Annotated in this window: 26 protein-coding genes and 1 riboswitch; of the genes, 3 read left to right on the forward strand and 23 right to left on the reverse strand. The window is 38.2% G+C overall.

Features of this window, described 5'->3' with window-relative positions; translation table 11 throughout:
- The first annotated feature begins 182 nt into the window (after positions 1 to 182).
- Entirely contained in the window at positions 183 to 362 is a 180-nt protein-coding gene (locus CUC15_RS20090; protein WP_162800315.1) for a hypothetical protein, read from the forward strand.
- A gap of 48 nt (positions 363 to 410) precedes the next feature.
- Here the strand turns inward: CUC15_RS20090 and CUC15_RS12865 are convergent, their stop codons facing one another.
- The 10 genes from CUC15_RS12865 to CUC15_RS12910 all read right to left on the reverse strand — a co-directional run bounded on the left by CUC15_RS12865 (position 411) and on the right by CUC15_RS12910 (position 8,002).
- Positions 411 to 1,223: a protein kinase domain-containing protein gene (locus tag CUC15_RS12865; protein ID WP_242985849.1), complete on the reverse strand. Its 813-nt coding sequence runs from the start codon at positions 1,221 to 1,223 to the stop codon at positions 411 to 413.
- Positions 1,224 to 1,254: 31 nt separating this feature from the next.
- The gene (locus CUC15_RS12870) at positions 1,255 to 1,674 is read right to left on the reverse strand and encodes a DUF1801 domain-containing protein (RefSeq protein WP_114917043.1); all 420 of its coding nucleotides are present in this window, start codon (positions 1,672 to 1,674) and stop codon (positions 1,255 to 1,257) included.
- Positions 1,675 to 1,907: 233 nt separating this feature from the next.
- Positions 1,908 to 2,513, reverse strand: a complete 606-nt coding sequence (locus CUC15_RS12875) for a VanZ family protein (RefSeq protein WP_114917044.1) — start codon at positions 2,511 to 2,513, stop codon at positions 1,908 to 1,910.
- 104 nt (positions 2,514 to 2,617) lie between these two features.
- Positions 2,618 to 3,442, reverse strand: coding sequence for an urease accessory protein UreD (locus CUC15_RS12880; RefSeq protein ID WP_114917045.1), 825 nt, complete (start codon positions 3,440 to 3,442; stop codon positions 2,618 to 2,620).
- A complete protein-coding gene (ureG, locus tag CUC15_RS12885; RefSeq protein WP_114917046.1) occupies positions 3,435 to 4,055 on the reverse strand; it encodes an urease accessory protein UreG in 621 nt (206 codons plus the stop codon). The genes CUC15_RS12880 and ureG overlap by 8 nt, the downstream gene beginning before the upstream one ends.
- Before the next feature lie 442 nt (positions 4,056 to 4,497).
- A complete protein-coding gene (locus CUC15_RS12890) occupies positions 4,498 to 5,184 on the reverse strand; it encodes an urease accessory protein UreF (protein ID WP_114917047.1) in 687 nt (228 codons plus the stop codon).
- Positions 5,177 to 5,632 carry an urease accessory protein UreE gene (ureE, locus tag CUC15_RS12895; RefSeq protein WP_114917048.1) on the reverse strand — a complete coding sequence of 152 codons (456 nt, stop codon included), beginning with the start codon at positions 5,630 to 5,632 and terminating at the stop codon, positions 5,177 to 5,179. The genes CUC15_RS12890 and ureE overlap by 8 nt, the downstream gene beginning before the upstream one ends.
- A gap of 10 nt (positions 5,633 to 5,642) precedes the next feature.
- On the reverse strand, positions 5,643 to 7,355 hold the full coding sequence (gene ureC, locus CUC15_RS12900) for an urease subunit alpha (protein ID WP_114917049.1): 1,713 nt from the start codon (positions 7,353 to 7,355) through the stop codon (positions 5,643 to 5,645).
- On the reverse strand, positions 7,352 to 7,675 hold the full coding sequence (gene ureB, locus CUC15_RS12905) for an urease subunit beta (protein ID WP_114917050.1): 324 nt from the start codon (positions 7,673 to 7,675) through the stop codon (positions 7,352 to 7,354). Before ureB ends, ureC begins: the two co-directional genes overlap by 4 nt.
- 24 nt (positions 7,676 to 7,699) lie before the next feature.
- A complete protein-coding gene (locus CUC15_RS12910) occupies positions 7,700 to 8,002 on the reverse strand; it encodes an urease subunit gamma (protein WP_114917051.1) in 303 nt (100 codons plus the stop codon).
- 191 nt (positions 8,003 to 8,193) lie between these two features.
- Here CUC15_RS12910 and CUC15_RS12915 point away from each other — a divergent pair, with 191 nt between their 5' ends.
- Complete coding sequence (locus CUC15_RS12915) at positions 8,194 to 9,126, forward strand: urea transporter (RefSeq protein WP_114917052.1); 933 nt, start codon at positions 8,194 to 8,196, stop codon at positions 9,124 to 9,126.
- 176 nt (positions 9,127 to 9,302) lie between these two features.
- On the opposite strand, the gene CUC15_RS12920 is transcribed toward CUC15_RS12915, so the two are convergent.
- From CUC15_RS12920 to pruA, 11 genes are all read right to left on the reverse strand, one after another.
- Positions 9,303 to 9,521 carry a DUF5342 family protein gene (locus tag CUC15_RS12920; RefSeq protein ID WP_114917053.1) on the reverse strand — a complete coding sequence of 73 codons (219 nt, stop codon included), beginning with the start codon at positions 9,519 to 9,521 and terminating at the stop codon, positions 9,303 to 9,305.
- 79 nt (positions 9,522 to 9,600) lie between these two features.
- Entirely contained in the window at positions 9,601 to 10,395 is a 795-nt protein-coding gene (locus CUC15_RS12925) for a TatD family hydrolase (protein WP_114917054.1), read from the reverse strand.
- The gene (locus CUC15_RS12930) at positions 10,385 to 11,128 is read right to left on the reverse strand and encodes an ABC transporter ATP-binding protein (protein WP_114917055.1); all 744 of its coding nucleotides are present in this window, start codon (positions 11,126 to 11,128) and stop codon (positions 10,385 to 10,387) included. The genes CUC15_RS12925 and CUC15_RS12930 overlap by 11 nt, the downstream gene beginning before the upstream one ends.
- Positions 11,115 to 11,894, reverse strand: a complete 780-nt coding sequence (locus tag CUC15_RS12935) for an ABC transporter permease (protein ID WP_114917056.1) — start codon at positions 11,892 to 11,894, stop codon at positions 11,115 to 11,117. The genes CUC15_RS12930 and CUC15_RS12935 overlap by 14 nt, the downstream gene beginning before the upstream one ends.
- Complete coding sequence (locus CUC15_RS12940; RefSeq protein WP_114917057.1) at positions 11,894 to 12,184, reverse strand: thiamine-binding protein; 291 nt, start codon at positions 12,182 to 12,184, stop codon at positions 11,894 to 11,896. Before CUC15_RS12940 ends, CUC15_RS12935 begins: the two co-directional genes overlap by 1 nt.
- A 15-nt stretch (positions 12,185 to 12,199) precedes the next feature.
- Positions 12,200 to 13,201 (reverse strand): ABC transporter substrate-binding protein, encoded by a 1,002-nt coding sequence (locus CUC15_RS12945; RefSeq protein ID WP_114917058.1) that lies wholly within the window; start codon positions 13,199 to 13,201, stop codon positions 12,200 to 12,202.
- Positions 13,202 to 13,306: 105 nt separating this feature from the next.
- A riboswitch (TPP riboswitch) is annotated at positions 13,307 to 13,417 on the reverse strand.
- A 381-nt stretch (positions 13,418 to 13,798) separates the two neighbouring features.
- Positions 13,799 to 14,539: an amino acid ABC transporter ATP-binding protein gene (locus CUC15_RS12950; RefSeq protein WP_114917059.1), complete on the reverse strand. Its 741-nt coding sequence runs from the start codon at positions 14,537 to 14,539 to the stop codon at positions 13,799 to 13,801.
- A gap of 11 nt (positions 14,540 to 14,550) precedes the next feature.
- Positions 14,551 to 15,213, reverse strand: a complete 663-nt coding sequence (locus CUC15_RS12955; protein ID WP_114917060.1) for an amino acid ABC transporter permease — start codon at positions 15,211 to 15,213, stop codon at positions 14,551 to 14,553.
- A 38-nt stretch (positions 15,214 to 15,251) separates the two neighbouring features.
- The gene (locus CUC15_RS12960) at positions 15,252 to 16,049 is read right to left on the reverse strand and encodes a transporter substrate-binding domain-containing protein (protein ID WP_114917061.1); all 798 of its coding nucleotides are present in this window, start codon (positions 16,047 to 16,049) and stop codon (positions 15,252 to 15,254) included.
- A gap of 293 nt (positions 16,050 to 16,342) precedes the next feature.
- Positions 16,343 to 17,359 carry a proline dehydrogenase family protein gene (locus tag CUC15_RS12965; RefSeq protein WP_114917062.1) on the reverse strand — a complete coding sequence of 339 codons (1,017 nt, stop codon included), beginning with the start codon at positions 17,357 to 17,359 and terminating at the stop codon, positions 16,343 to 16,345.
- A gap of 41 nt (positions 17,360 to 17,400) precedes the next feature.
- Positions 17,401 to 18,948: an L-glutamate gamma-semialdehyde dehydrogenase gene (gene pruA / locus CUC15_RS12970; RefSeq protein ID WP_114917063.1), complete on the reverse strand. Its 1,548-nt coding sequence runs from the start codon at positions 18,946 to 18,948 to the stop codon at positions 17,401 to 17,403.
- A 235-nt stretch (positions 18,949 to 19,183) separates the two neighbouring features.
- Here pruA and CUC15_RS12975 point away from each other — a divergent pair, with 235 nt between their 5' ends.
- Positions 19,184 to 20,554 carry a sigma-54 interaction domain-containing protein gene (locus CUC15_RS12975; RefSeq protein ID WP_114917064.1) on the forward strand — a complete coding sequence of 457 codons (1,371 nt, stop codon included), beginning with the start codon at positions 19,184 to 19,186 and terminating at the stop codon, positions 20,552 to 20,554.
- A 116-nt stretch (positions 20,555 to 20,670) separates the two neighbouring features.
- On the opposite strand, the gene CUC15_RS12980 is transcribed toward CUC15_RS12975, so the two are convergent.
- Complete coding sequence (locus tag CUC15_RS12980) at positions 20,671 to 23,763, reverse strand: AAA family ATPase (protein ID WP_114917065.1); 3,093 nt, start codon at positions 23,761 to 23,763, stop codon at positions 20,671 to 20,673.
- Between the two features lie 449 nt (positions 23,764 to 24,212).
- Complete coding sequence (locus CUC15_RS12985) at positions 24,213 to 25,403, reverse strand: exonuclease SbcCD subunit D (protein WP_114917066.1); 1,191 nt, start codon at positions 25,401 to 25,403, stop codon at positions 24,213 to 24,215.
- Between the last annotated feature and the right edge of the window lie 162 nt (positions 25,404 to 25,565).

The raw sequence follows: 25,565 nt of genomic DNA on the forward strand, positions 1-25,565 counted from the left end.
ATAGAGTTTACACTTTCTCCATATAATTACTTTATGATAGACTAACATTTACAAATACTCACAGTCTCACTAATGTTGTGAGAAAGTTTTTTATACCTTCAAAAATACCTATGAAAGGTGAAAGGAGATCAACATGTTTAAAAAAATCATGAAACAAATCAAGCATCTTTCCCAAGGCAGCAGTGCGCGCAGACATGATCGTTATCGTCGAGATAGCAGTCATCATAGAAGTCACAGTCACTACCGTCATGACAGCAGTGACCGAAGACATCGCTATTACCGCGATAGCAGTAGCAGCCGGAGAAAAAATTATTATCGTCGAGGCAGCAGCAGTAGCAGAAGATTCAATTCTTATCCACTGAGTGGAAGTGACCGTTACAAAAGAAGAGGTCGAAGAAGCAGCAGTTAATTTATTCCTGATTAACTGCTTTGATTGCCGCATGGAGGTCTGCTGAGATCTCCTTAATACTCATATAGGGTTTTTCTATTTTCAATAATCTCTTGAGCAAACGAATACTTTCCTCCGTCAATGAAAGTTCTTCTGTCCATGGGAGGGCTTTTTTATTCTTCGCTTCATATGTTGAATAAAATAAGAACAACAGGATATCTCCAAGGTCAAAGTAGTCTTGCTGTTTCATTTCAAGAATCAATTCTTTGTTTTTATTAGAGGGGTTATTTGAATCTGCCTGCATTGCCAAGCCAAAATCAATTAAATAAGGATAATTATTTTTCAGTAATATATTGGGAATCCTTAGATCTTGATGGTAAATATCTCTCTCATGAAGATATGCTACCAATGCAAGCAGTTGAGCGAGAAAAAATAATGATTCTCCTTCATCAAACGTCTTCTTATTTGAAAAAAGCTGCTCGTCAAGGTCGTCACCATCAATGAATGTCATTGCATAAAAATAATTTCCTTCTATTAAAAACGCTTCGTAAAGCATTGGCATATATTCATGATCAAGCTTACGTAATATAGAGATTTCATTTTTGAATAGCTTAATTTCACTTTTACTACGACGCTTACTTGGTCGAAGCTGCTTGATAACTAGATTATCATCTGTTCTTGAATCTTTACACAGATAAACAATGCCATAGCTGCCGGAGCTGATAATCCGCCGTACCTCATAGCAATCATTGATAGCTTCTCCTATTTTAAATGGTCGATCAATAAAAAACTGATAGATTTTTCTTAAGGAACGTAAAATGGAAATAACCTTCACCTTTTCATTTCAAAAGTTTACTTGCAAAATTTTACTCTGGATACTGCTTTTGTGTATATGCTACCGTTTCGCTGATTAATGTTTTCAATACTTCTACATCAATATCCGCTAATTTATTTATGTATACACAAGCCTTTCCGACTGTATGTTTACCGAACTGCTTGAGCAATTCTTCTCTCCGGTGTTCGTCCATCATTAAATACAAGCTGATTTTTGCTTTACGAGGAGAATAGCCAACGAGTGCTGCTTCTCCTTCATGACCAGAATCATATTTATAATGATACGATCCAAAGCCAATAATACTCGGTCCCCACATTTTTGCTTCAAATCCAGTTGTTTCCGTAAAAATATCCAATAATTTATAGGCATCCTCACGTTTCTTTGGACTATCCACACTTTCAATAAACTCGATTACACTATTATTCGTTTCTTTTGTTTTAAGTTCGTACATAATGCCTATCCCTCCCCTATATTTGTCGAAAAATCGATTATTTTGGATTGCTTTATTATTCTACTTACTTCTTTATTTTAATCGAGAACTCTGAATAATACCAATTCCTCCAAAGAAACCTGCATAAATAATGAAGGGTAGCCCAATTCTATCAATAGTAGTGCACACAGAGTGAACAATTGAACTACTATATTAATACTAGATTGCTTTATACCTAACATTCAGCCATAAATTCATAGATTTCCTCTGCGTTCGTTAACCTTAAGCCTTACTACACGTTGAAAAGCTGGTGTTAGCAAATACCCAACATACACACCGAACATATTTAGGATCAGATCATCAATATCCATGCTACCTCGCCGGGTAATATATTGAAAGAGTTCTATCATACTAATGAACAATAATGGCAGCAAAAACTGCATAATCTTTTTCAGCCGATTCATCATAATAACCAGCCCATATGGTACAAACAATCCAATATTTGCAGCTAGATTGTAAAACGCAACAAGCGGCCTTACATCCTCTGTCAAAAAAAAGCTGATTGTCGAAAACGGAAGCAAGTTCCAATTATCATAAACCTGCTCACTTGGTCTGAAGAATAACAACAAGAATAGACATAGCGAATAGATAATAAGAAGTAGATTCAACAGCCACCTAGGAATCAAGATTATATCTTTTCTAATAAAAAATACTAGAAAGAATACTAACGCTGTCATGCACATCCATAACACTGCGATGACAACCGAGTGTAAATAAGAAAAAAGTTGAAAAAATACTGGTAGACAAATAATAAAGAGAAGCTGTGAAAAAATAATTGCTAAATAGACTGTTCCTCTCATAGATTAAACCCCTTGAATAACATGTTAGCTTTGCTTTCCTTATTATACTTTTTTAGAACTAAAAAGGAAAACCATACTTTATTGAAAAAGTATGGAATAATTATTTAATATTTCCGAAGTAAGGATGGTTTCTTATCAAACCATTCTTTCCTGATAATGTGGTGTATCTTAGAAAATATTGATTCAACATTTTGTGTCGAATTAGCGAGTACCCTAACCGAGAATCCCTTTACCGATAACATAGATAATCCTATCTTATATTTCGCTGTATCTAAATTTACAGCTTCATATAGCCGCTCCAATAACTCTGCATTCGTTTGCTCGCCTACTACTATCATCGATCCTAAATGGGAGAATCCTTCCATAAATCCAAGTTCTTTTATTCTTTGATCAGCAGGTGTTAATTTAATATGATCATAGACGACTAACGCACCATCAAAATAGATTTCATTGATTAATTGGAGCTTATCATAGCTAAACTTTTCCCCCTCAGGTGACCAGCCTGGCGTAAGCACATCTGTATAGAATAAGGTCGCTCCCTCCTCCATATGAATCCGATTGATTTGTTTATATTTCGCGTCACGATAAGCAATTAACGGATCAGGAATATATTCTAGCAGGCTTCCCGCTTTTAAGTTAATTTCCGTTTCTTGATACGCTTCTTTGAACGGTGTTTTATATACTTTCGTAGCGGATTGGGTAGTTAAAATTAAAGATGCATTCTCTTCAAGCGAAATCGAAATTCGGTAGCGATCTCCATTCAAATAGCCGCCACCAGGGTTCAATATATAATAACAAACCTGACCAGAATCATCATGATAAACGGGACGCATCACTTTTAAAGCACCTTGAAAATAGACATTCTTTGCTACTGATTTTCCAAGTCGATTTTCTATATCTAGACGCAATTCACCTGTCCACTCATGCATGCTCATTTAGCCCTTTAAGGAGTACATCTTTTTTTAGCCACTCTATTACTTGATCAAGCCCTGTTTCATCCTTTAAATTTGTAAACACGAAGGCTTTATCCCCACGAAAAACCTTTGTATCAGCAGCCATTACGTCAAGACTAGCACCAACAAACGGGGCTAAATCGGTTTTATTAATGATGAATAGGTCTGATTTAATCATTCCTTGTCCGCCTTTTCTTGGAATCTTCTCTCCTTGTGCCACATCGATTATATAAATGGAAAAATCAACGAGCTCTGGGCTAAACGTTGCAGCTAGATTGTCTCCACCACTTTCAACGAAGATAAGCTCGATATCAGGATTTTTCTCGATTAATTCATCAATTGCTGCGAAGTTCATCGAAGCATCTTCGCGAATTGCAGTGTGGGGACATCCGCCCGTTTCTACGCCAATAATCCTGTCTTGTTCTAGCACGCCATTCTTAATTAGAAACTTCGCGTCTTCCTTTGTATAAATATCATTCGTTACAACTGCCATGCTAATTTCATCTGCTAAATGCCGTGTTAATTTTTCAACTAGTAATGTTTTTCCAGCGCCAACAGGTCCGCCAACGCCAATCTTAACAGGTTCCATATGTATAACTCCTCCATTTAAAAAATTTCATTCATTTCGTTTGATTTAATGCTATTTATATAAAGTGCGAACTAACTTAGGATGATATTTGCGTCCATGGCCGTGGCTCCAGAAATACACTACGCTTTCCGCGGGGAGCTGGTGAGCCTTCCTGCAGGAGTCTTCGTGTATTTCTCCCGCTAGGGTTGGTTGGGCGGTTATCTTTCTCTTTATAAAATGCGACGGTATTACCTCTCTTATCGCTGTTGATTGTAGCAGGGAACAGGAGGCTCCTGCGGGAAAAGCAACGACTGAGGATCTATCGGAAGTGGTCTTTTTCCGAAGGAGCAGACCGCGTTGCCCTCTGAATGCGCGACTGTCCGCAGCGGAAATCAACGTAGCTCATAGTTCACATTTTATATCAACGATTCATTACCTCTCCTTACCTAATAAAAGCCGATTATCAAGACATAAAAATTCGAATATTTACGCGTTCATGCTTCATTTGGGATAGCTCAAGTCCTGGTGAGATAATCCCAAAGTCATCCATCTTTAAGCCTTGAATTTTTTCAAGTGCTTTTACTAGCATCGGTTGGAATTGCTGAATCGTCCTCTGGCCTGCCGTTTGTCCTAATGGAATTGCGCGAACTGCATTTTGTACTAGTGTTGTCAGATTGGAATAGAGATAATAAAGCGTCGTTTCCCGCCCGGAAACCTGAAGATGATGCCCAATCATTGTAAAGACAATGGCTGGATGACCATACGACAGCTTCTTCTTTATTCTTTCTTGATATTGAGTAATAACCGGCACGTTATATAAGGATTCAACAAGATTCAGCATCCGCTCACCTATTCTTTGTGTTCCTTCTCTTGTTTCTCGCGGAAGATTTTGCACTGTCAGCATTCGATCAAGCTGCCATACTTCCTCTAGCTGATTCTTTTCAAGCGCCTGATAAATAATTCGAGTAGCAAGTCCATCTGCATAGACAAGCTGTTCATTTAAATAAACATCAAGCCACTTGGAAAATGTGGCTTGATTATTTACTTTTCCTTCTTGAATATACGTTTCTAACCCATATGAATGACTAAATGCACCTGTTGGAAAATTAGAATCACACAACTGAAATAATGCTAGTGCTGGATTAATCATGACTATGCCCTATATGACGAAATCCTTGTTTTACTTTACGATCCTCACGTCGATAAGGGATTTGCAATTCATCCAGTAATTCAGCAACAAGATAATCATATTGTACGAGCATGTCATTCCCTTCAAATTGGGCAGGTAAATGGCGATTTCCAAGCTGATGGGCAATAATTCCCATCTCTGTGATGCTCTTTGGACTGATAATAAGCAAATCATCCATTAACACATCAACGATAATCATGTTATTTTCATCCATAAAAAGTACATCGCCAGCAACTAAATCGCGTGTTTCTTTCAACCGAATCCCAAGTTCCTTCCCATGGTCTGTGGTAACTCGTTGAATCCGTTTCATTAAATCGTCACTTTCTAAATATACTTTTTCTTTATGTCGTCTTTCAATTTCTTCCTGTGACATCTGCTCAATATTTGTTATTACACGCTCAATGATCAATGCTTTCACCTCAAAATAAGAAATATCGCTGTCCCATCGGTAATTTATCAACAGGTTCACATGTAATTAGTTCCCCATTCACCCTTACCTCGTAAGTTTGTGGGTCTACCGTGATTTCTGGAGTTTCGGCGTTTAGTTTCATCGATTTTTTTGTCAAATTCCTAATTCCATGTACCGGGAGGATTTGCTTTTGCAATCCTAATTTCTCATGAACTTTATCATCGAAAGCAGCTTGAGAAATGAAGGTAATCGAGCTCTTCGATAATGCTTTCCCTGTTGTTGCATACATTGGCCGATATATGATTGGCTGTGGTGTTGGTATCGATGCATTGGCATCCCCCATTAAGGATTGTACCATCAAACCATTTTTCAAAATCAGCTCTGGTTTCACCCCGAAAAAGGCAGGATTCCAAAGAACGAGGTCGGCAATCTTTCCTACTTCAATCGATCCAACATGCTCGGAAATTCCGTGCGTAATTGCTGGATTGATCGTATATTTTGCAACATATCGTTTCACACGATTATTATCAGAGTACTCGCTATCTCCCTGCATTGTACCGCGTTGCTGTTTCATTTTATTTGCGGTTTGCCATGTACGGAGAATAACCTCACCAACACGCCCCATTGCCTGCGCATCCGAGCTTACCATACTAAATACACCCATATCTTGAAGAATATCCTCTGCGGCAATCGTTTCTTTTCGGATTCGCGAATCAGCGAAAGCAATATCTTCCGGAACAGATGGATTTAAATGATGACAAACCATCAGCATGTCAAGATGTTCATCGACTGTATTGACTGTATATGGCAAAGTAGGATTCGTTGAGGATGGAAGAACATTCATAAAGCTTGCTGATTTAATTAAATCTGGCGCATGTCCTCCCCCTGCCCCTTCCGTATGATACATATGAATGACACGATCTTTAATCGCCGCTATCGTATCTTCCATGAATCCTCCTTCGTTTAGCGTATCGGCATGTACGGCAACTTGCACATCATATTTATCCGCAACTGTTAGCGCATGGTCGAGTGCAGATGGTGTAGCTCCCCAGTCTTCATGGACTTTTAAGCCAATTGCTCCAGCACGCACTTGTTCCGCTAATGGTTCCTCTGCTGCCGCTTGTCCCTTCCCTGTAAAGCCAACGTTAATAGGTAATCCCTCCGCCGCTTCAAGCATGCGATGCATATTCCATTCACCAGGGGTAACAGTTGTCGCCCTCGATCCAGCGGTCGCACCAGTACCACCACCAATCAAAGTAGTAAGTCCAGCTGTAAGGGCAACATCAACCTGTGCAGGATTGATAAAATGCACATGCGTATCTATTCCACCGGCTGTTAAGATCATCCCTTCACCAGCTATAACATCTGTTGAAGCACCGATCACAATATCGACATTATCCATTACGAGTGGATTTCCCGCTTTACCAATGCCAGAAATTTTTCCATCACGAATTCCAATGTCGGCCTTATAGATTCCAGTGTAATCCAAAATTACTGCATTTGTGATCACAGTATCTGGAACACCATCTTTGCGTGTGACAAGGGGATGCTGCCCCATTCCGTCACGAATGACCTTTCCGCCCCCAAAGACAACCTCTTCACCATAGGTAGTAAAGTCTTTTTCTACTTGAATTACTAAATCTGTATCTGCTAAACGAATGGAATCACCCGTAGTCGGACCATACATTTGTGCATATTGTTTTCTCGTCATTTTAAAGCTCATTGTTCATTCCCTCTTTCCAATGGTCCATCCACTTTGTTATGAAACCCGTAAACCTTACGCTCTCCACCAAAATCAATTAATTCTACTTCCTTTTCATCGCCTGGTTCAAATCGAACTGCCGCACCTGCAGGAACATTAAGGCGTTTGCCATATGTATCTTCACGGTTAAATTGCAGTGCATCATTCACTTCGTAAAAATGATAATGTGAACCAATTTGGATTGGTCTATCACCAGTGTTTGTTACGAATACCTTTGATGCTTCCCTTCCTGCATTGCAAATAATCTCTTCTTCTTTTAAAAATAATTGTCCGGGTTCCATCTGTTCATTCCTCCTGTTGTTTTTTTACCTAATAGGACTATGTACTGTTACTAATTTCGTACCATCCGGAAAGGTTGCCTCTACCTGCACATCGTCAATCATTTCAGGAATGCCGTCCATGACATCTTCTCTTTTTAAAATCGTTGCACCATATTCCATTAATTCTGCAACACTTCGCCCGTCTCTCGCACCTTCCAGCACTTCATAAGTAAGTAGTGCTACAGCCTCTGGATAGTTTAATCGCAAGCCACGCTCTTTCCTTCGCTTTGCTAAATCTGCTGCCACTACGATCATCAGCTTATCTATTTCCCGCGGTAATAATTGCATTTTAAGCCTCCATATATTCGATTAATAATTTTTTTGGACAGAACATTTATAAGCTTTTCCAGTTCTTGCATTTTTAAACAATATTTATTAATGAATAAATCCTTCTTTTAATATATTTTGGAATTGACCTTCTGTTTTTGGGAAGTTTAATATAGAGAAATAAATATGAGTGATAATTAAGGGAGGATACAATGCGCAATCATCCAATTATTAATAGAGTTTTTCCGTTCATCGCGATATCATTGAAAGGTATTTCACAAGTTATTTTGATTGAAAATGTCGTCTCAGGTGCGATTATCTTTTTAGCCATTACGATTGCATCCGTACCTTTAGGTGTCGTTACGATTCTATCAGCAATGATTGGAACGCTGATTGGAAAAGTTGGTGGGGCAGATGAAGCGATGCTCAATCAAGGGTTATTTGGTTATAATTCTGTACTTACTGGAATAGCATTATTTTTATTTCTGACAGGACCATCCCACTGGATTCTCAGTTTATTTGGCGCTGCTATTGCCGCCATTTTAACGGCAAGCTTCATGCATTTTATGAAGGATGAAGACATACCCGTTCTTACCTTTCCATTTATCATCTTGACATGGTTTACTTTACTCGTTTCCTATCGTCTAACCACATTCCATATTAGTGATTCGCTCGTTCCTCAAAGCTTACGCCAATGGGAACTAGATATCACTGGTGAAATTGATTTGACTCAAGGAATCTTCAATGGTATAAGCCAGGTTTTTTTCTTAGACCATACAATATCTGGAATTTTATTGTTTTTTGCTGTATTCTGGGCTGGATGGAAAATTGGACTTGCTGCGTTTATTGGCAATGCCGCAGCATTATTAACATCATACGTCATGGGTGCGGAACGTTCATTAATTTTTCTTGGGTTATATGGCTATAACGCAATCTTAACCAGTATCGCAGTGTCCATCGTATTTAATTCGAGAAAACACCCTTATTCCTACATTACCGGAGTTATCGCTGCTTGTATGACGGTTCCTCTCGCCGCCAGTTTGATTACATGGTTACTGCCATATGGTTTGCCCGCTTTAACAATGCCATTTGTCTTAAGTACATGGACATTCCTTAGTGCAAGGAAAATATTACCGAGGCTATAATACAACGAATAAATCCTTGAAACGAATGTATTTCTGCTTTTACACAAGGACAAGAGCTTATTATGGCTGATTTCATGGGAAAAGAAATATCATTCATTAAAAATTCAGTAGATAAAAAAGAGAACAACATCGAAAAGATGTTGTTCTCTTTTGTTCGCTTCATATTTTCTTTCAAACTATTGTTCTAAATGTGCCTCCATTAACTTATGAACCTCTGTTTCAACTGCTGAAAGTTCTTCTTCCTCTAATTCTTTATGTGGCTGTGGATGGAACCAATTTATTTCTCCATCGTGAAATACCCCTTGATAAATATCCCCTTGAAAATTTAATTCAAACTGGTGCCGTTCATGTACTTGATCCTCAAATAATGGTTTTACTTCAAAGTTTTCAAACATTCATTTTCCTCCCAAGCAGTTCGTTTCTTCTAAAGTTTGCGCGTAACTATTTCAAATATACATGGGAGAAAAATTCTTTCTAAATTTGATAAAATTGTTTTGTATTCCGTAAGATCTGCCCATAGACATCAGCTATTTCTAACTCTTTAATAGAGGCAATGGTTTCAATTGATTGATGAATCATCTGTGGATGTGTCATCTGACCTTCAAAGGGTCCTGTGAATGGCCAGGGTCCATCTGTCTCCACCAACATTTGTGATAATGGATATTGTTTGACCAAATGCTGAATTTTCTGTTCGTACAATACATCCGGTGTAATGGAAATAAAGTAACCATTCCGAATCAGCCGCTCAATCGTTATTGTATCACCCTTAAACCAATGAAAATGCGCATATTTGATCGCATGTTTTTCTAATAAATTACAAACAACACCTGCATCCCCATATATTGCATGCAGTACAATTGGCTTCTTGTATCGTTTCGCAAGTATGATAAATTGCTCAAGTATTTCCAAATAGGGGTCTATGCTTAAGAAGGGATTTTCTTTTCGCATATAATACGGCAGACCAACTTCACCAATGGCAATCATCTCTTGATTATGTAACTCAATAAATGTAATTAATTCCTGCATTGCTTCATCATTAAGCACTTGTTGTTCTGGATGAAAACCAAACGCCGCCTTAATATTATTGTGCTCACGAGATAATTTTAAATTTTCTTTTGCAGAAGCTAAATCATATGACACAGTGATTAGCGATTCTATTCCAGCACATTCCATCTCAGACATAATCAGCTGCTGCTCAGACTTTGTATACTTATCTAAATGGATATGCGCATCAATTAGGCTTCTTGCGCTTCCAAAATTATTCTCCATTATTTCCCCTCATTTCCTGATAGATTCGTTTCTTCAACCGTAGAAACGAATCAGAAAGAAGAATTGCTTCGTCTCTTGGTCGGGCAAAGGGAATCGTAAATTCTTTCTTAACGCTTGCTGGACGAGAGGATAACACAATGATTCGATCAGCTAAGAATATTGCCTCCTCAATATTATGCGTCACAAATAATATCGAGCGTTTATATTCCGACCAAATCGATAGAAGCCACTTTTGCATATCAAGCCTTGTAAATTCATCTAATGCTGAAAAAGGTTCATCTAATATGATTAATGATTGCGGGCTTAAAATACTGCGAATAAATGATGCCCTTTGCTGCATTCCTCCAGAAAGTTCATGTGGGTAGCTTTGCTCAAACCCTTTAAGCCCAGCCCGTTCAATCATCTGTAATGCCTTTTCCACATCACGATTTCCAGTAATTTCTTGGCCAAGCAGTACATTATCTAAAATTGTCCGCCATGGCATAAGCGATGATGATTGGGGTGTATAGCTAATCGAACCACGTTTCCCATTAATATTCTCTCCATTTAAATTTACTGAACCCGAAGATGGATGACTAATCCCGCCAATAATTCGAAATAACGTACTTTTCCCACTTCCAGAAGGTCCTAAGAGGGCAACAAACTCAGCCTCTTTAACGGAGAAAGACACATCATGAAGTACTGTATTTTCCCCAAATGATTTATTAATATGCTGAACTTCAAGATGACTCATTTGAGTCTCCCTCCTCCTTTGGCTTCCATTTAATTACCATTTTCTCTAAACCAATGATGATTGCAAAGAACAATAAGCTTAGCATTACGATTAGAAAAATCGCAACAAACACACGATCCGTTCGAAACGAAGAGGATGCCAATGTCATATAGACGCCAATTCCTTCACTCGCCCCAAGCCATTCGGAAATAACTGCCCCCATTACACTATATGTGGCAGAGATTTTTAAGCCTGAAAATAACGATGGCAGTGCATGCGGCCATTCTAATTTCCAGAAGATTTGTCGCTTCGATGCACCTGCCATTTGCATATAATGCATTAAATCACGATTCGTTGTCTTAAACCCATCTAATAAAGCAATCGTAATCGGGAAGAAACAAACCAATGTAATGACGATAATCTTCGGCAACATCCCAAACCCAAACCAAATAACGAGCAACGGTGCAAGAACGATTGTTGGAATGTTTTGCGAAATAATTAATAATGGATAAAATGCCTGCCTCAAGAAAGGAACAAGGTGTAAGCAGATTGCAACAACCATACCAATACTGCTGCCGATTAAAAATCCTGTAATAATTAATTTGATTGTTGATAAAAGATGCCCGGAATATACTGACCAGCCACTGATTGCCTCTGCAATAACCTGTGATGGTGCTGGCAACAACCACTTTTGAATTTCAAAAATATTTGTGCAAATCTCCCAAATAATGAATAAAAGGATGAGGACCAAAGCTGGCCGCCATCCTTTTTGAAATATCGTACGCATTAGCGATACTTCTCCGTTAATTGATCCATTGATGCCCCATCAGGTTTATAGAAAACTTTAACTTGAGAGATGACGCTCGGACAACCTTTTTCCGTCATTTTTTCATTCATTTTCTCAATAATCTTGAACAGCTCTGATAACTCGCCTTCCATCGTCGTCTCCAGCGCATTCACTTGATATTTCACACCAGATGCTTCAATTACCGCAATTGCCTCATCGACAAATGGAATTGTATCTTCACCATTTGCTGTTTTGGGGATTATTTGAATACTTACGAGTGCGTTTGCCATCATTATTCCTCCTCATTATTCTGGTAAAAATTCGTTCGTAAATGCCTGTTCACTATCTAGCTCTGTTTCTAATAATTCATTTTCATACATCCATGCTGAATAATTTTCCCAAACTTCTAGTTTCTGCTCACCCCAACGCTCAGCATCATCTTGGTATTTCGATGCTAACCATTCTTGGCTCGCTTTCACTAATTCAGGATCAAGATCCGGGACTGCCTCAATTAGAATATCTGCTGCTTCTGCTGGATTCTCGATCGCAAGTTGATACCCTTTTGAAACAGCATTTAGAAACTTCTTAATGGTTTCTGGATTCTCTTCTATCATTTTTTCATTCGCAGTAAGTACCGGTGTGTAATAATCCAGCTTCTCACTATAATCGGTTAAATAAACCATGTTGATTGGCTCGTCACGAAGTTCTGCTTCAATTCCAGTCCAGCCGTAATAAATCCAGGCGAAATCAATATTCTGCTCCATTGCAGTAAAGAAGTCTGAATCACCAATATTCACAACTTCAACTTGATTAACGTCTGCACCATCTTGTTTCATAATCGAGTCGATTACCGCCTTCTCAACCGGTGCGCCCCATCCACCGTAAGATTTACCTTCGAAATCCTTTGGCGATGTAATATTTTTATCTTTTACCGATGCAAATCCAGAGGTATTATGTTGAATTACCGCTGCAATTGATACGATTGGAATATCCTGGATTCGCGCTTCTGTTATTGATTCCTGATAACTTACCCCAAATTCTGCTTGTCCTGATGCGACTAACTGATCCGCACCAGCTTCACCTGGCATGATGATGTCTACATCAAGTCCCTCTTCTTCAAAATACCCTTTATCTGCCGCAACATATAAACCGGTATGATTCGTGTTTGGCGTCCAATCTAATACAACGGTTACTTTCTCTAACTCCTGCTGTCCATCTGTATTATCAGATGTTTCGCTTTCGCTATCATTATTCCCACAAGCTGCGAGTATAATGAGCAAAAAACTAATGAATACAATCTTTTTCATTATGAACTACCCCCTTATATAAGTTTGATAGAGGCTGCTCTTATACTAATAGATTCAGTGAAAACCAAAAAGCGCCCTAGAAATAAATCCTAGGGCGCATACTATTTATGTATCAAGCATGTTCCCTACGCTGGTTTTAGCCAGATCAGGTTCTAAGAGTCAGTATCTAAACGGATACAATCTCAACCAGCAACACTGGTACCCCCACAACTTATATTCTATTTAATTTATTATTACAATAATACTATGACATAGAAAGCGGATAACTTCAAGTATGACGAATGTTTTGGGTGAGATACTTGGGTGCTATATGGATTAAAAACGAGCACCCAATAAAGCCGTTAACTCAACGTGGGGCTTATTTTTGGGTTATATGTCAGCAGCTTGCTATAATCAACATTCCGAAAGTCAATGCTCATACCTATGCTTCGAATAATGTTACGGGCACTACCTCCCTTCTATTGGAGATGAATCCAACCCGACATGAGTCCATCATACTATTGTACTTCAATGATATCATTTCATCGAAAGTTGTACTGCCTACAACTGAAATTCTTTACAAGCCATCATCTGTAAAAAATCTTATTTTATCCATTCCTATAATACTTTACTCAGGAATTCTCTTGTTCTTTCCTCTCGAGGGCTTTCAAATATTTCTTTTGGATTGCCACGTTCAATAATTTTACCATCATGTAAATATAATATTATGTTGCCAACTTCACGAGCAAATCCCATTTCATGCGTAACAACAACCATTGTCATCCCTTCTTCTGCAAGTTGCTTCATTGTTGCTAGCACCTCACCTACCAACTCCGGATCTAGAGCAGAAGTTGGTTCATCAAACAACATAACATCAGGCTTCATTGCTAAGGCTCTTGCTATTGCCACCCGTTGTTTCTGTCCACCAGAAAGCTTTGAAGGATACACATTAATTTTATCGCTGAGCCCAACTTTTTTCAGTAGTTCTATCCCATCCCTTATTGCTTGATCCTTTTGGATTTTCTTTACTTTTATCGGTGCTTCTATCACGTTTCCAAGTACCGTTTTATGGGGAAACAAATTAAAATGTTGAAAAACCATTCCTACCCTTTCCCGTACTCTATTTAAATTCTGTGTTTTTGGTTCTATTATTTCCCCCTCAAGTGTAATCGTTCCACTATCTTTTCTTTCAAGAAAATTCAAGCAGCGCAAAATAGTACTTTTTCCTGATCCACTGGCCCCAATTAATACAACAACCTCACTTTTCATTACTGTCATATCAATATCTTTCAGCACATGGAGGTCTCCGAAATACTTGTTTAGTTTTTCAACCCGAATTATTTCACTTTTTTCATTCATACAATACCTCCCTAATCACTAACTGACATTTTCCTCTCTAAAAACTTCACAAGTATCGTAAACACATAGACTATAAAAAGATAATAAACGGCAACAACTAATAAATATGTCATAAAATCAAAATTAGTAGAGCCCTCAAGATTAGCTACTCCAAACAATTCCTGCATGCCAATAAAAGAGGCTAGTGAAGAGTCCTTAAGAGCAATTATAAATTGATTACCAAAAGAAGGGATAGCTCGTCTAAAAGCTTGAGGTAAAATAATCCTCCTCATTGTTAAAGCAGCACTCATGCCTAATGAACTCCCAGCCTCCTGTTGACCCTTATCGATAGAATTAATCGAACCGCGAATTATTTCCGTCAAATATCCACCCACATGAAAAGCAAGTGCTACTGTTACTGCCCAAAAAGTTGGCATTAAGATAATGTTCGTTAAGCCGTAATACAATACAAATATTTGTACAATAAGTGGTGTTCCTCTAATAATCCAAACATAAAAGTCTGAAATCCACATGAGCACCCTAATCTTAGTTAACTTTAGAAAGGCGAAAAACATTCCGAATACTAAAGCAAACATAAAGGCACAAATGGTTATCCCGACTGTTAAAAACATGGCTGCAATAAATAATTCATAGCTTACTAAAAATGTTTCAAAAAAATGGTAGAGGGAATCCAATGTTCTTCACTCCTTCAAATGAATAGCAATAAAGGCATTCATTCTGCAATGTCTTCTGGCGGCTCCGTAACGTCAAAGCCTATCCACTTAATTGAAAGCTCTTTTAATTTTCCGCTTTCTCTCAATTCATCCATTGCCTTATTTACTGCTTGTAATAGTTCCACCTTTTCCTTATGAATCGGTATCGCTTGTTCCGTTGAGCTAAATTGCTGGTGTGCTTCAAGTTTTAAACCATGTGCAATCGCGGTCTGACCTGATATCGCATCATTAATTCCTGCGTCACCATGACCTTCAGCTACAGCTTGCAGTGCTCTTAAGTCATCATCATAAAAGGCGAATTTATCCGTATATGCTTGAGCCTCTTTATAATAATTAGAGCTTCTATTTAAAGCGACAGTTTTCCCTTTCAAATCCTCTACGGTTTTGATATCACTTCCGGGAGGTGAAAAAATCATCGAGCCAGAATAGTAATACGGATGAGTAAAATTAACCTGTTCTTTTCGTTCTTCTGTTATGGTATGACTGTTAATCGCTAGATCATAGCGTCCAGTTTGAATTCCAGTTATCATCCCGCTAAATTCCGCTTTGACGAATTTGGGCTCCAATCCTAGTATATTCGCTATTTCTCTTCCAACATCTATGTCGTATCCAACCATCTCTCCGTCTTTCATGTCAGTAAAAGGAATAAATCCACCTGAAGAAACAATTGTTAAATAACCAGGCTCCACAAGATCAAATTCTGCATTGGCATCATCTGATTCGGATTTAGATCCACAGGCTGCTAGAAACAAGATTAATACAACCGACAGAAAGAAAGCGTTAACTAATTTCCGCATTATTTTAGCTCCTTATTATTTTTTTATTTAGTCCTTTACCTTCCGCCCACCTTTCTCTTTAAAATGAAAACTAGTATGAATGATAATCTAAGCAATATAAATTTTTATTATCTTATGTAAAGTAGTACTAGGTTAGAATGCATATTTTTAACTTGTAATAAATTTTATGAAAAGTATGTTATCGAAACTAGTACCATACTTATGTCGCAGTTTAGAATCACTATCTTTTCTCTTTATATTTTCCAAATGAAAAAGGACGCATCGTTAAAAGACGCGGTCCTTTTTCATAACTATTATACTGCCTTTCTATTCCTCATTCGCCTTTTCCCCAACAACATCAGTGCTGACGAAAGAGCAATCCCCCCAAGAACTATTGGCCCTCTTTTTAATTTATCCTCATTCGTATAAAAAACATCCTTCATTACTAGATTAATATTTTGCGGTCGCTCAGCAAGCCTGCGCATAAAGTATGCAAACCAATCCGTACCAAATGGGATATACGTACAGAATGGATAACCTGCCTTAGCGAGTTCATGCTGCATTTCCGTTCGAAAGCCATACAGCATCTGAAATTCAAATTTACTATTATCAATCTTATTTTCCTCGATAAATGTCTTCAATTCATTAATAATATTATGATCATGGGTTGCAATCGAAGTAAATGCCTCGCCTAATAATCGTCCCTTTGCAAGCTCAATAAAATTACGATTAATCTCCTGTTTTGACTGGTAAGCTACGGATTCAGCTTCTTTGTATGCACCTTTTACTAGCCGAATTCGCGTTTCTTGTAATCCTTCCAAATCATCTGCAGCACGATATAAATAGGACTGGATCACAGTACCAATTTGAGGATACGTTTCTTTGAAATGACGCAAGACTGCCATTGTCTGTTCATAATGAGAATAATCTTCCATATCGAAATTGACAAAAATATTATATTCCTTCGCTGCATCAAGCACTTCCTTAGTGTTTTCCATACAGAAGGATTGATTAATATCCAAACCAAGCAAGGTTAACTTTACAGAAATATGGCAATCCAGCTTTTCTTTATGAATCTTTTCTAGTATCTTAATCAGGTCCTGTTTTGCGGCAATCGCTTCTGATTTATCAGAAATATATTCTCCTAAATTGTCAATGGTACAACTAATCCCACAATTGTTCAGTTCCTTCACTACATTGGTAACGCTATCAATATTTGTGCCAGCAACAAACTTTTCAGCACCTAAGCGAAACCCCCATTTTTTTGCTTGATCATTCAAAAATTTATTATTCGATAAGCCAATGAAAAAATCTCTCGTCACATTCGCCATGTCTCTTTCTCCTTTAACTTTTGGCTATTTTTACACTAGCATTAAAATGTTTCCGACACTACTTTTGCTTCTAAGAAATGCTGCAAATAATCTGGTCCTCCTGCCTTCGAATCGGTACCTGACAGTTTAAAGCCCCCAAATGGTTGATAGCCTACAATCGCTGCTGTACATCCACGGTTAAAATAAAGATTGCCAACATGAAAATCATAGCGTGCTCGGTTTAAATGCTCTCTGTTATTGGAAATTACAGCACCCGTTAAGCCGTATTCCGTGTTATTCGCAATTTCAAGCATCTCATCAAAGTTCGCTGCTTTCGTAAAGGCAACAACAGGCCCGAAAATTTCCTCCTGCATCAATCTAGCCTTCGGATCTATATCTTTAAAAATAGTAGGATAAACAAAGTAACCTGTGGTGTCGTCTGTTTCGCCGCCATGGACGAGCACAGCTTCTTCTTTCCCTATTTCAATATAATTTCTAATCTTAGCAAACTGTTTTTGATTCACAACAGCCCCCATGTAAACATTCGAACTAGCAGGATTGCCAACCGTTAATTGCTTCGTGAGTGAGACTACCTTTTCCAAAACTTCTTCATAGACATCTTGATGGATCACAGCTCGTGAGCATGCAGAGCATTTCTGCCCCGAGAAACCGAATGAAGAGTGAACGATTGATTCAGCTGCTAAATCAAGGTCTGCATCATTATCGACGATGATTGTGTCCTTTCCTCCCATTTCAGCAATAACACGTTTCAAGAATTGCTGTCCTTCTTTCACCTTGGCCGCCCGTTCATAAATTCTTGTTCCAGTTGCTCTTGAACCTGTAAAATTAATAAACCTTGTCTCTTTGTGATCTACTAAATAATCTCCTATTTCTTCCGGGTCCCCTGGAACGAAGTTTACGACTCCTTTTGGCAGTCCTGCTTCCTCTAAAACCTCCATTAATTTATAAGCTATTACCGGCGTATTTTCCGATGGCTTTAGTAACACTGGATTACCAGCTACTACGGGTGCAATCGTCGTACCGCATACAATTGCAAATGCAAAGTTCCACGGTGGGATTACAACTCCCGGCCCCATCGGTTGGTAGAAATATGCATTATGTTCATTTGCCCGATCATTTAGCACTTTCCCGTGTCCAAGCTCCAACATTTGTCGTCCATAATATTCGAGAAAATCTATTCCCTCTGCAATATCACCATCTGCTTGATCCCATGGTTTTCCAGCTTCATACACAAGCCAAGCAGAAAATTCATGCTTTCTTCTGCGGATAATTGCTGCTGCGCGAAATAGTAAATCTGCGCGTTCTGCTGCAGTCCATTTTCTCCATGCTTTAAACGCTTCTAGTGCTGCATCCATTGCTTGATCGACGTGCTGCTTCGTAGCTTTTGAAACTTTACCAATCAGTTGCTCTTTATCAGCTGGATTCATTGAAATTAATTTATCATCAGTAAAAATTTTCTCACCATTAATTACGATTGGATAATCTTCACCTAATTTACCCTCCACCAATGCTAACGCTTTTTCAAAATCTCTGCGATTCGAATCCACTTTAAAATCTGTAAATGGCTCATGCTTAAACGGTAATACCATTCTTAACACCTCCTAGATAATTTCCTTTCTTATATATACTCTTGCAAGAAACATGCCAACTAAATACAATTGGGTAATTCTTTGAGCATAACTGCAATGGATACAATATAATTCATTCGCTTGCCCGCATTTTCAATTGTAAAATAAGAGAAATAATCTATAATAGTTGTAAAGTATATTTACAATGTTGTAAACATACTGTATAAGAATAATACAGCTCACGGGAGGTAGATTTATGTCGAAGTCCCAATACTATCTTGATGCAATACTAGCTGCAGAAGATGATGCCATTACTGTTATCACTGCAGAGATGAAGGTACTTTTCTGGAACGATGCAGCAGTGAAAACCTACAATATCGACCAGTCAGCAATACTCCATAAACCGATTGGTGAGTTTTTTCACAACGATGATTTAATGGTACTTAAGGTGCTGCAAACAAAAAAGGCAGTAAAGAATATGTACCATCAACCAAGAAAGGATAAGCATGTTGTCATTAATGCATCACCTATTTATAATGATGAAAATGAACTGATTGGTGCAGTATCTATCGAAAGAGATATTTCCCAAATCGTGAAATTAAATGATAATCTGATACACACTTCAACAGAATTATCCGAGCTAAGGCAAAAACTAATTACGAATAACGAGGATACCCCTTTCTCTAAATTAAAGGGAAGCAGTCCTGCTTTAAAACAAACAATTCAAATTGCAAGTAAAGCTGCAAAGACTCATGCAACCACACTCATTCTAGGAGAAAGTGGCACTGGAAAGGAAATTTGCGCACGTGCTATTCATGAGGCGAGCTTGAAAAGCGATGGACCGTTTGTTCCCGTCAATTGCGGTGCTATCCCTAGTGCATTATTTGAAAGCGAACTATTTGGTTATGAAGGTGGATCATTCACTGGTGCAGATAAAGCTGGCAAGGCTGGAAAAATTGAAATGGCGGATGGTGGGACAATATTTCTTGATGAGGTTGGTGAGCTTCCATTAGATATGCAAGTTAAGCTGCTTCGTGTTCTGCAGGAAAATGTCGTCTATCGAATTGGTGATTCTTCGGGGAAAGAGATTAATGTTCGCTTCGTTGCCGCTACCAATCAGGATTTAGAACAACTAATGAAAGAGAAGAAATTCCGCAGCGATTTATTTTACCGGCTAAATGTAATTCAAATCATAATGCCGCCTTTACGAAACAGGATTAGCGATATTCTTGAATTAGCAAACTTTTTCCTAAATCATTTTGCAGTTAAATATCAAGTAAGTCCCCCAGAAATGGAAACGGATGCATCTCAATTACTCCTTGACTATCATTGGCCCGGAAATGTTCGCGAACTAAGGAATTTGATGGAGAGAATGATTATTCTATCTGAATCATCTGTTATTCACAAACATGATTTACTGCGATTATTCAAGCAAGAAGCACCCGATGCCTTTTATGAATCCAAGGCGATTGACACGAAGAAACTACGGCGACAAATGGATAATATAGAAAAACAGCTAATCGAGGAAACACTGATAGAAATGAATGGAAATAAATCTGCTTCTGCAAGAAAACTAGGTATATCTAGGGTGACACTTTACAATAAAATAGAAAAATACGGTATTTGAGTTAAATGCAAATGAAGCGAACCCAATTCCTTTCGAATGAGATTCGCTTCATTATTTTTTCAAATCTTCTCGTACCTCAACAATTAATCGATCAATGTTCCAAAGTAATTTTCCTATTATTTAATAACAAACTTCGCCTGGCTGTACCCTTCCTTCGTCTTCTTAACCTCAAGCATTGCTGGGAACACGGTTTTCAGTTCACCAACATGGGAAATAACTCCAATCATTCTCCCTGATTGCTGCAGGTCAATTAATGCATCAATTGCCTTTGTCAGCGATTCTTCATCTAATGAACCAAAGCCTTCATCAATAAACATCGTATCAATGGAAATATTCCCTTGGAAGCTTTGAATAACATCAGACATTCCGAGCGCTAAGGACAGTGATGCATTAAACTTCTCTCCACCAGACAATGTCTTCACATCACGTGCTTGTCCGGTATAGGAGTCATAAACGTCTAGTGCCAATCCACTTTGTCTGCCATGGGTTTCCTGGCGATCACTGCGCATTAAGTAGAATTGTCCATTCGATAATCCGCGTAAGCGACCATTTGCAGCATCGATAATTTGTTCTAAATACTCAATTTGTAAGTATCGTTCAAAGGAGAGCTTCTGACTGTTATGCCCTCTCATAACATCATATAAATCTGCAATTGTTGCCAGCTGCTTTTCCTCATCTTCTACTTTACTTTGCGCATTTATAATATTTTCTTTTAGCATGGAAGCTTCCTGCTTATTTTCTTTTGAAAGATTCAACTGTTGGAATGCATACTCATATGCCTGTTTTAATTCTGTCAATTCTTGTTCGAGTGAAGATAAATCTACTCTTGTCTTCTCCTTAAGAGAATCTCTTAATTCATTTACTTGCTGTGTCAAAGTGGAAAGAAGCTGATTAAATTGCTTCACTGCTTCCTTCCATTCTTGCTGCTGTTGTTCGGAAAGTCTAGCATGAGAATATGCTTCTATCGATCCGAAATTCGCATTGATTAATGCTTCCTTAAATTGATTTTCAGACCGTTCACGTTTTTCCTTTGTTTCTTGTAATTGTTTTATTGCGTGAGATAGATCTGCTGCTGTTCGAGCCTGTTCTTCTTTTGCTTCTTGGTAATTAGCTTGTGCATCTTCCCACGCCTTCTGCATTGCTAATTTAAGGGTATGCTTTTCACTAATTTGTTTTTCTAATTCTGTTAAAACTCTTACCTCTTCTGGAATGTTCTTTATTCTTTCCTGATATACAGCAGCATCACTTTGATAAGCTGTTTTTATCTCATAATATGATTTTTCAATTTTGTCTTTTTTTGGCTCCAACTGTTTTATTTCCAATGATAATTTCTCTTGAGCTTCTTTTATTTTCTTGAGCTCGTCACGAAGGGTAATTAATTGTTTCTCGTCCTCACCTAATCGTTTTCCTTCCAATATTAGCTGATCGATAATAACTGCTACATCCTGTAACGGAATATTATATGCACGAACCTCATGTTCCTTCTCCATAAGCTGTGTCTGATTTGCTCTTAGCTCTACTGTGGCATCACGGTAGTCACGATCTTTATTATCTAAATCACGTTTCAGGGCATCTAATTGTTCCTTAGTGACCATATCCACTACTGCAACTGCTTTATTTGGATGTTCCAGGCTTCCACAGACTGGGCATGCCTCACCATCATGCAAATGCCCCGCCAACACGGTTGCTTGATTATTTATCCATGATCCTTCTGCCTGCTGATAAGATTCTTTACTTTGTTCGAAAACTGCTTTCTTCGTTTGTACATCCTTGTCAAACTTATCCTGGGATTCCATCAGTTTACGATATGCCATCAGCACCTTTACCTTTTCACGCATTTCTTGCAATGTTTGGTGTTTCTCAGGTAACTTAGCTACCGCATCATCATCCGCTTTAATTTTTTCCTGATATACTTCCATTTGGTCTCGTTTTTCTTTTAGTACTGCTTTTGCTTGGTTTAAATCATTTAACGTTTGCTTTCCTTTATGTTCAAGTGTTTGTAAATGTTTTTTTCGATCATCTATTTCTTTTACGATAGGGAGATGATCATTTAATTGCTCTAATTCCTTACTAACTGTTTCTCGTTTCTCCTGATTTTTCTCTTCTAATTTGTAGTGTTCTTCCGCTTTCGCAATGTTATTCTCCGCTTTTTTCTTCGCTTCCTCTGCTAATGCTAGATTTCTTTGTTTTGCCTTTTCTTCTGTACGCCATTCGTTCAGCTGTTTTTCAAAAATCTCTATTTTATTTGCCCGTTCTGCCGCCTCCAGCTGTTCTTCTCTTTTAGCAACATGTGGAATCTGGGCCTGCTGCTCCTTTAGCTGATTTTCTTTATGATTCAATTCGGCAAAACGTTCATTTATTGCTTTTGATTGATGGAAAGCAGTTTGCTTCTTATCATGAATTCGATAGGCTTCTTCATATTTTTCCTGGTCACTCTCAATTTTCTCAAGATAAAATTGAACCTCTTCTCCTAGTCCAGCAATAACTTGATTGACATTATAGTATTCCGAAGTAAGCACATTAAATAATGATGATTGCTCTCGATTAGGCAAGACACTCATAATGTTTTGAATATAGTGATCTCTCGTTTGCTTGATTTTATTGAAATTTTGTTCAACTTTATTCTTTTTATTTCTTAATAGCTCATTCAAACGTTGGTAATTTTCTGTTTTGAACAGCCTACGTAAGATAGCTTCTTTATTTTCTGTTTTTGAGGTTAATAGTTTACGAAACTCACCTTGTGGAAGCATGGCAATTTGTTTAAATTGATCCTGTGTGAGACCTATGATTGCTTCAATTTTCTTATCGATTTCCGAAACAATTTGTCGATCAACACAAGGAACCTCTTTTCCGTCCCGCTGTTCAAAGAATTCATATCGTTCCCCGGTTTTCGACTTATTTCCTTGCTTCACATGCCCTATTTGACGAAGTATACGGTATACTTTTCCATTTAATTCAAATTCAAGCTCAACAGCTGTATTTGTATTATCGTCAGCAAAATCGCTGCGAAGCATACGATTATCCTCGCGATCTGTTCCACTTGCACTGCCATATAAAGCAAAGCAAATCCCATCAAATATCGTCGTTTTCCCTGCACCAGTATTCCCGGAAATAACAAACAATTTATTTTCCCTTAGCTCTGTAAAATCAATTGTTTCTGTATATTTATACGGACCAAATGCGGTCATCGTTAATTTAAGTGGCTTCAATCTAGATTCCCCTCTCTATTTTCACTGCAGATTGCTTGAGTAGTTAAGAGAGTATTAAAAAACCTTCTTACTACAAGTGTACCGACGGCAGCCTTGTCACCGAAAGGCTTGGCTAAACTTTTGTTCTATGAAAAGAGAAAATGTATAAAAATCCCTCTATTACAACTCTTATGACAGAATTGGCCTCGTCCAGCTCCAGCGCTAAAGCTGTAGCGAGACTTCCTTCACCTTCGTACGATAAAGAAGACTTGCCGATTGGTGAAACCAGAGGCTTAGTCGCACTTATACCCTTGTGGTGTAAGTCAACATCGATTCGCTATGTTAAGGATGGCCGACTAAAAGCAGGCTTTGCCAACGTCGGCATACCCCTAATGTGAAGGGGCATGTTTCCTTTATCTCCTACGGTTCAGTCCAGTCCATACGTCGCTAAACTAGCTTTAAGCTTTTGTCTAAGAAATCACTTCTGTTTGTTTTGTACTTTCTCCTGTTTCATTCTCTTCTTTTAGAAGCTCATCAAGCACGTCGATAAGGATTTCCTCTGTTTCTGCAGTTGCTTCTGCACCCTTAACTTCCTTATAGAACGCCCTAAAGAGATCAATATCACTTAGTTTGCTTCTGTTTTCTGAGGCGTTCCCTACCGATTGCATCGTCGTTAACGAATAGTTTTTTCGTTCGACATGCATAGCATTTGGATAAACGGAACGAACCTTCTCCATTGGGGAAAGAACGGGTGTCTCATCCAGCAATTTAATAAATACATAATCCTCATTTACCGGTTGTTTCAGAAGATCATCCAATGTTCCTTCAACCGTTCGCATCTCGTGTTTGGGAGTGAGCAACCGTTTTTCAATTGCAACATTTCCATCAGCATCCATTTCGACAACATGGAAGCCTTTTTTATGATATTCTTCAGAAATAGAATATTTTAATATCGATCCAGAATAGCGAATCTTCTCAGCCAATACATGATGTGCCTGATGCAAATGACCAAGTGCCGTATAATGAAACGGCTCGAAATGGTGGGCATCGACATACTCTGCTCCACCAATTGACAACGGACGTTCGGAATCGCTCGTATTCTCCTCTACCTCGCCAAATGGTGTGACAAATGCATGTCCAACAAATATGTGACGGCTAGCTGGATCCATATCTTCAGTAATACGCGCAACAATTTCCCTTGCCGCATCATTATGCGTACGAATGTCTTCAACTTCTAAGACATTCCTTACTACACTTGGATCACAATATGGCACGAGATGAAATTGTACCGTTCCGTGTGCGTCATGCAATGTAATAGGTTCAGAATCCTTAGTGAAGTTCCCAACGATATGCAACCCATTTTTCTTCATAATACTACTGCCAAAATTTAATCTCCCAGGACTATCATGGTTGCCCGCCACCGCTAAAACTGGTGTTCGTAATTCAATAACAATTTTTTGCAATACCTCATCCAATAAATGAACCGCATCTGTCGGTGGAACCGCACGATCATATAAATCCCCCGCAATAATGACTGCATCAGGCTTCTCTATTTTAACCATGTCAATAAATTGTTCTAAAATATAGCGTTGGTCCTCTGTCATATAAACACCTTGTACTAATTTCCCTAAATGCCAGTCAGCTGTATGGAAAAATTTCATAAACCATTCCCCTTCCATTTTAATTATTATCATAAACCATTATTTTAGGTTAAACTATCATTCTAAAAGTCTAATCTTATTCTAACACGATGCACTTAAATTCTATTATGTCGAGTCGCTTTATTTAAGATAATCGAATGACAAACATTAGTCAAAAACATA

The organism is Oceanobacillus zhaokaii, from assembly GCF_003352005.1.
In the GTDB taxonomy this organism is placed as follows: Bacteria; Bacillota; Bacilli; order Bacillales; family Amphibacillaceae; genus Oceanobacillus; species Oceanobacillus zhaokaii.

Bases quoted from the DNA above. Each gene is read 5' to 3' on its own strand.
- CUC15_RS12870 (WP_114917043.1), bottom strand. From the start codon at position 1,674: ATGTACGAACTTAAAACAAAAGAAACGAATAATAGTGTAATCGAGTTT.
- CUC15_RS12875 (WP_114917044.1), bottom strand. From the start codon at position 2,513: ATGAGAGGAACAGTCTATTTAGCAATTATTTTTTCACAGCTTCTCTTT.
- CUC15_RS12880 (WP_114917045.1), bottom strand. From the start codon at position 3,442: ATGCATGAGTGGACAGGTGAATTGCGTCTAGATATAGAAAATCGACTT.
- ureG (WP_114917046.1), bottom strand. From the start codon at position 4,055: ATGGAACCTGTTAAGATTGGCGTTGGCGGACCTGTTGGCGCTGGAAAA.
- CUC15_RS12890 (WP_114917047.1), bottom strand. From the start codon at position 5,184: ATGATTAATCCAGCACTAGCATTATTTCAGTTGTGTGATTCTAATTTT.
- ureC (WP_114917049.1), bottom strand. From the start codon at position 7,355: ATGAGCTTTAAAATGACGAGAAAACAATATGCACAAATGTATGGTCCG.
- ureB (WP_114917050.1), bottom strand. From the start codon at position 7,675: ATGGAACCCGGACAATTATTTTTAAAAGAAGAAGAGATTATTTGCAAT.
- CUC15_RS12910 (WP_114917051.1), bottom strand. From the start codon at position 8,002: ATGCAATTATTACCGCGGGAAATAGATAAGCTGATGATCGTAGTGGCA.
- CUC15_RS12915 (WP_114917052.1), top strand. From the start codon at position 8,194: ATGCGCAATCATCCAATTATTAATAGAGTTTTTCCGTTCATCGCGATA.
- CUC15_RS12920 (WP_114917053.1), bottom strand. From the start codon at position 9,521: ATGTTTGAAAACTTTGAAGTAAAACCATTATTTGAGGATCAAGTACAT.
- CUC15_RS12925 (WP_114917054.1), bottom strand. From the start codon at position 10,395: ATGGAGAATAATTTTGGAAGCGCAAGAAGCCTAATTGATGCGCATATC.
- CUC15_RS12930 (WP_114917055.1), bottom strand. From the start codon at position 11,128: ATGAGTCATCTTGAAGTTCAGCATATTAATAAATCATTTGGGGAAAAT.
- CUC15_RS12935 (WP_114917056.1), bottom strand. From the start codon at position 11,894: ATGCGTACGATATTTCAAAAAGGATGGCGGCCAGCTTTGGTCCTCATC.
- CUC15_RS12940 (WP_114917057.1), bottom strand. From the start codon at position 12,184: ATGGCAAACGCACTCGTAAGTATTCAAATAATCCCCAAAACAGCAAAT.
- CUC15_RS12945 (WP_114917058.1), bottom strand. From the start codon at position 13,201: ATGAAAAAGATTGTATTCATTAGTTTTTTGCTCATTATACTCGCAGCT.
- CUC15_RS12950 (WP_114917059.1), bottom strand. From the start codon at position 14,539: ATGAATGAAAAAAGTGAAATAATTCGGGTTGAAAAACTAAACAAGTAT.
- CUC15_RS12960 (WP_114917061.1), bottom strand. From the start codon at position 16,049: ATGCGGAAATTAGTTAACGCTTTCTTTCTGTCGGTTGTATTAATCTTG.
- CUC15_RS12965 (WP_114917062.1), bottom strand. From the start codon at position 17,359: ATGGCGAATGTGACGAGAGATTTTTTCATTGGCTTATCGAATAATAAA.
- pruA (WP_114917063.1), bottom strand. From the start codon at position 18,948: ATGGTATTACCGTTTAAGCATGAGCCATTTACAGATTTTAAAGTGGAT.
- CUC15_RS12975 (WP_114917064.1), top strand. From the start codon at position 19,184: ATGTCGAAGTCCCAATACTATCTTGATGCAATACTAGCTGCAGAAGAT.
- CUC15_RS12985 (WP_114917066.1), bottom strand. From the start codon at position 25,403: ATGAAATTTTTCCATACAGCTGACTGGCATTTAGGGAAATTAGTACAA.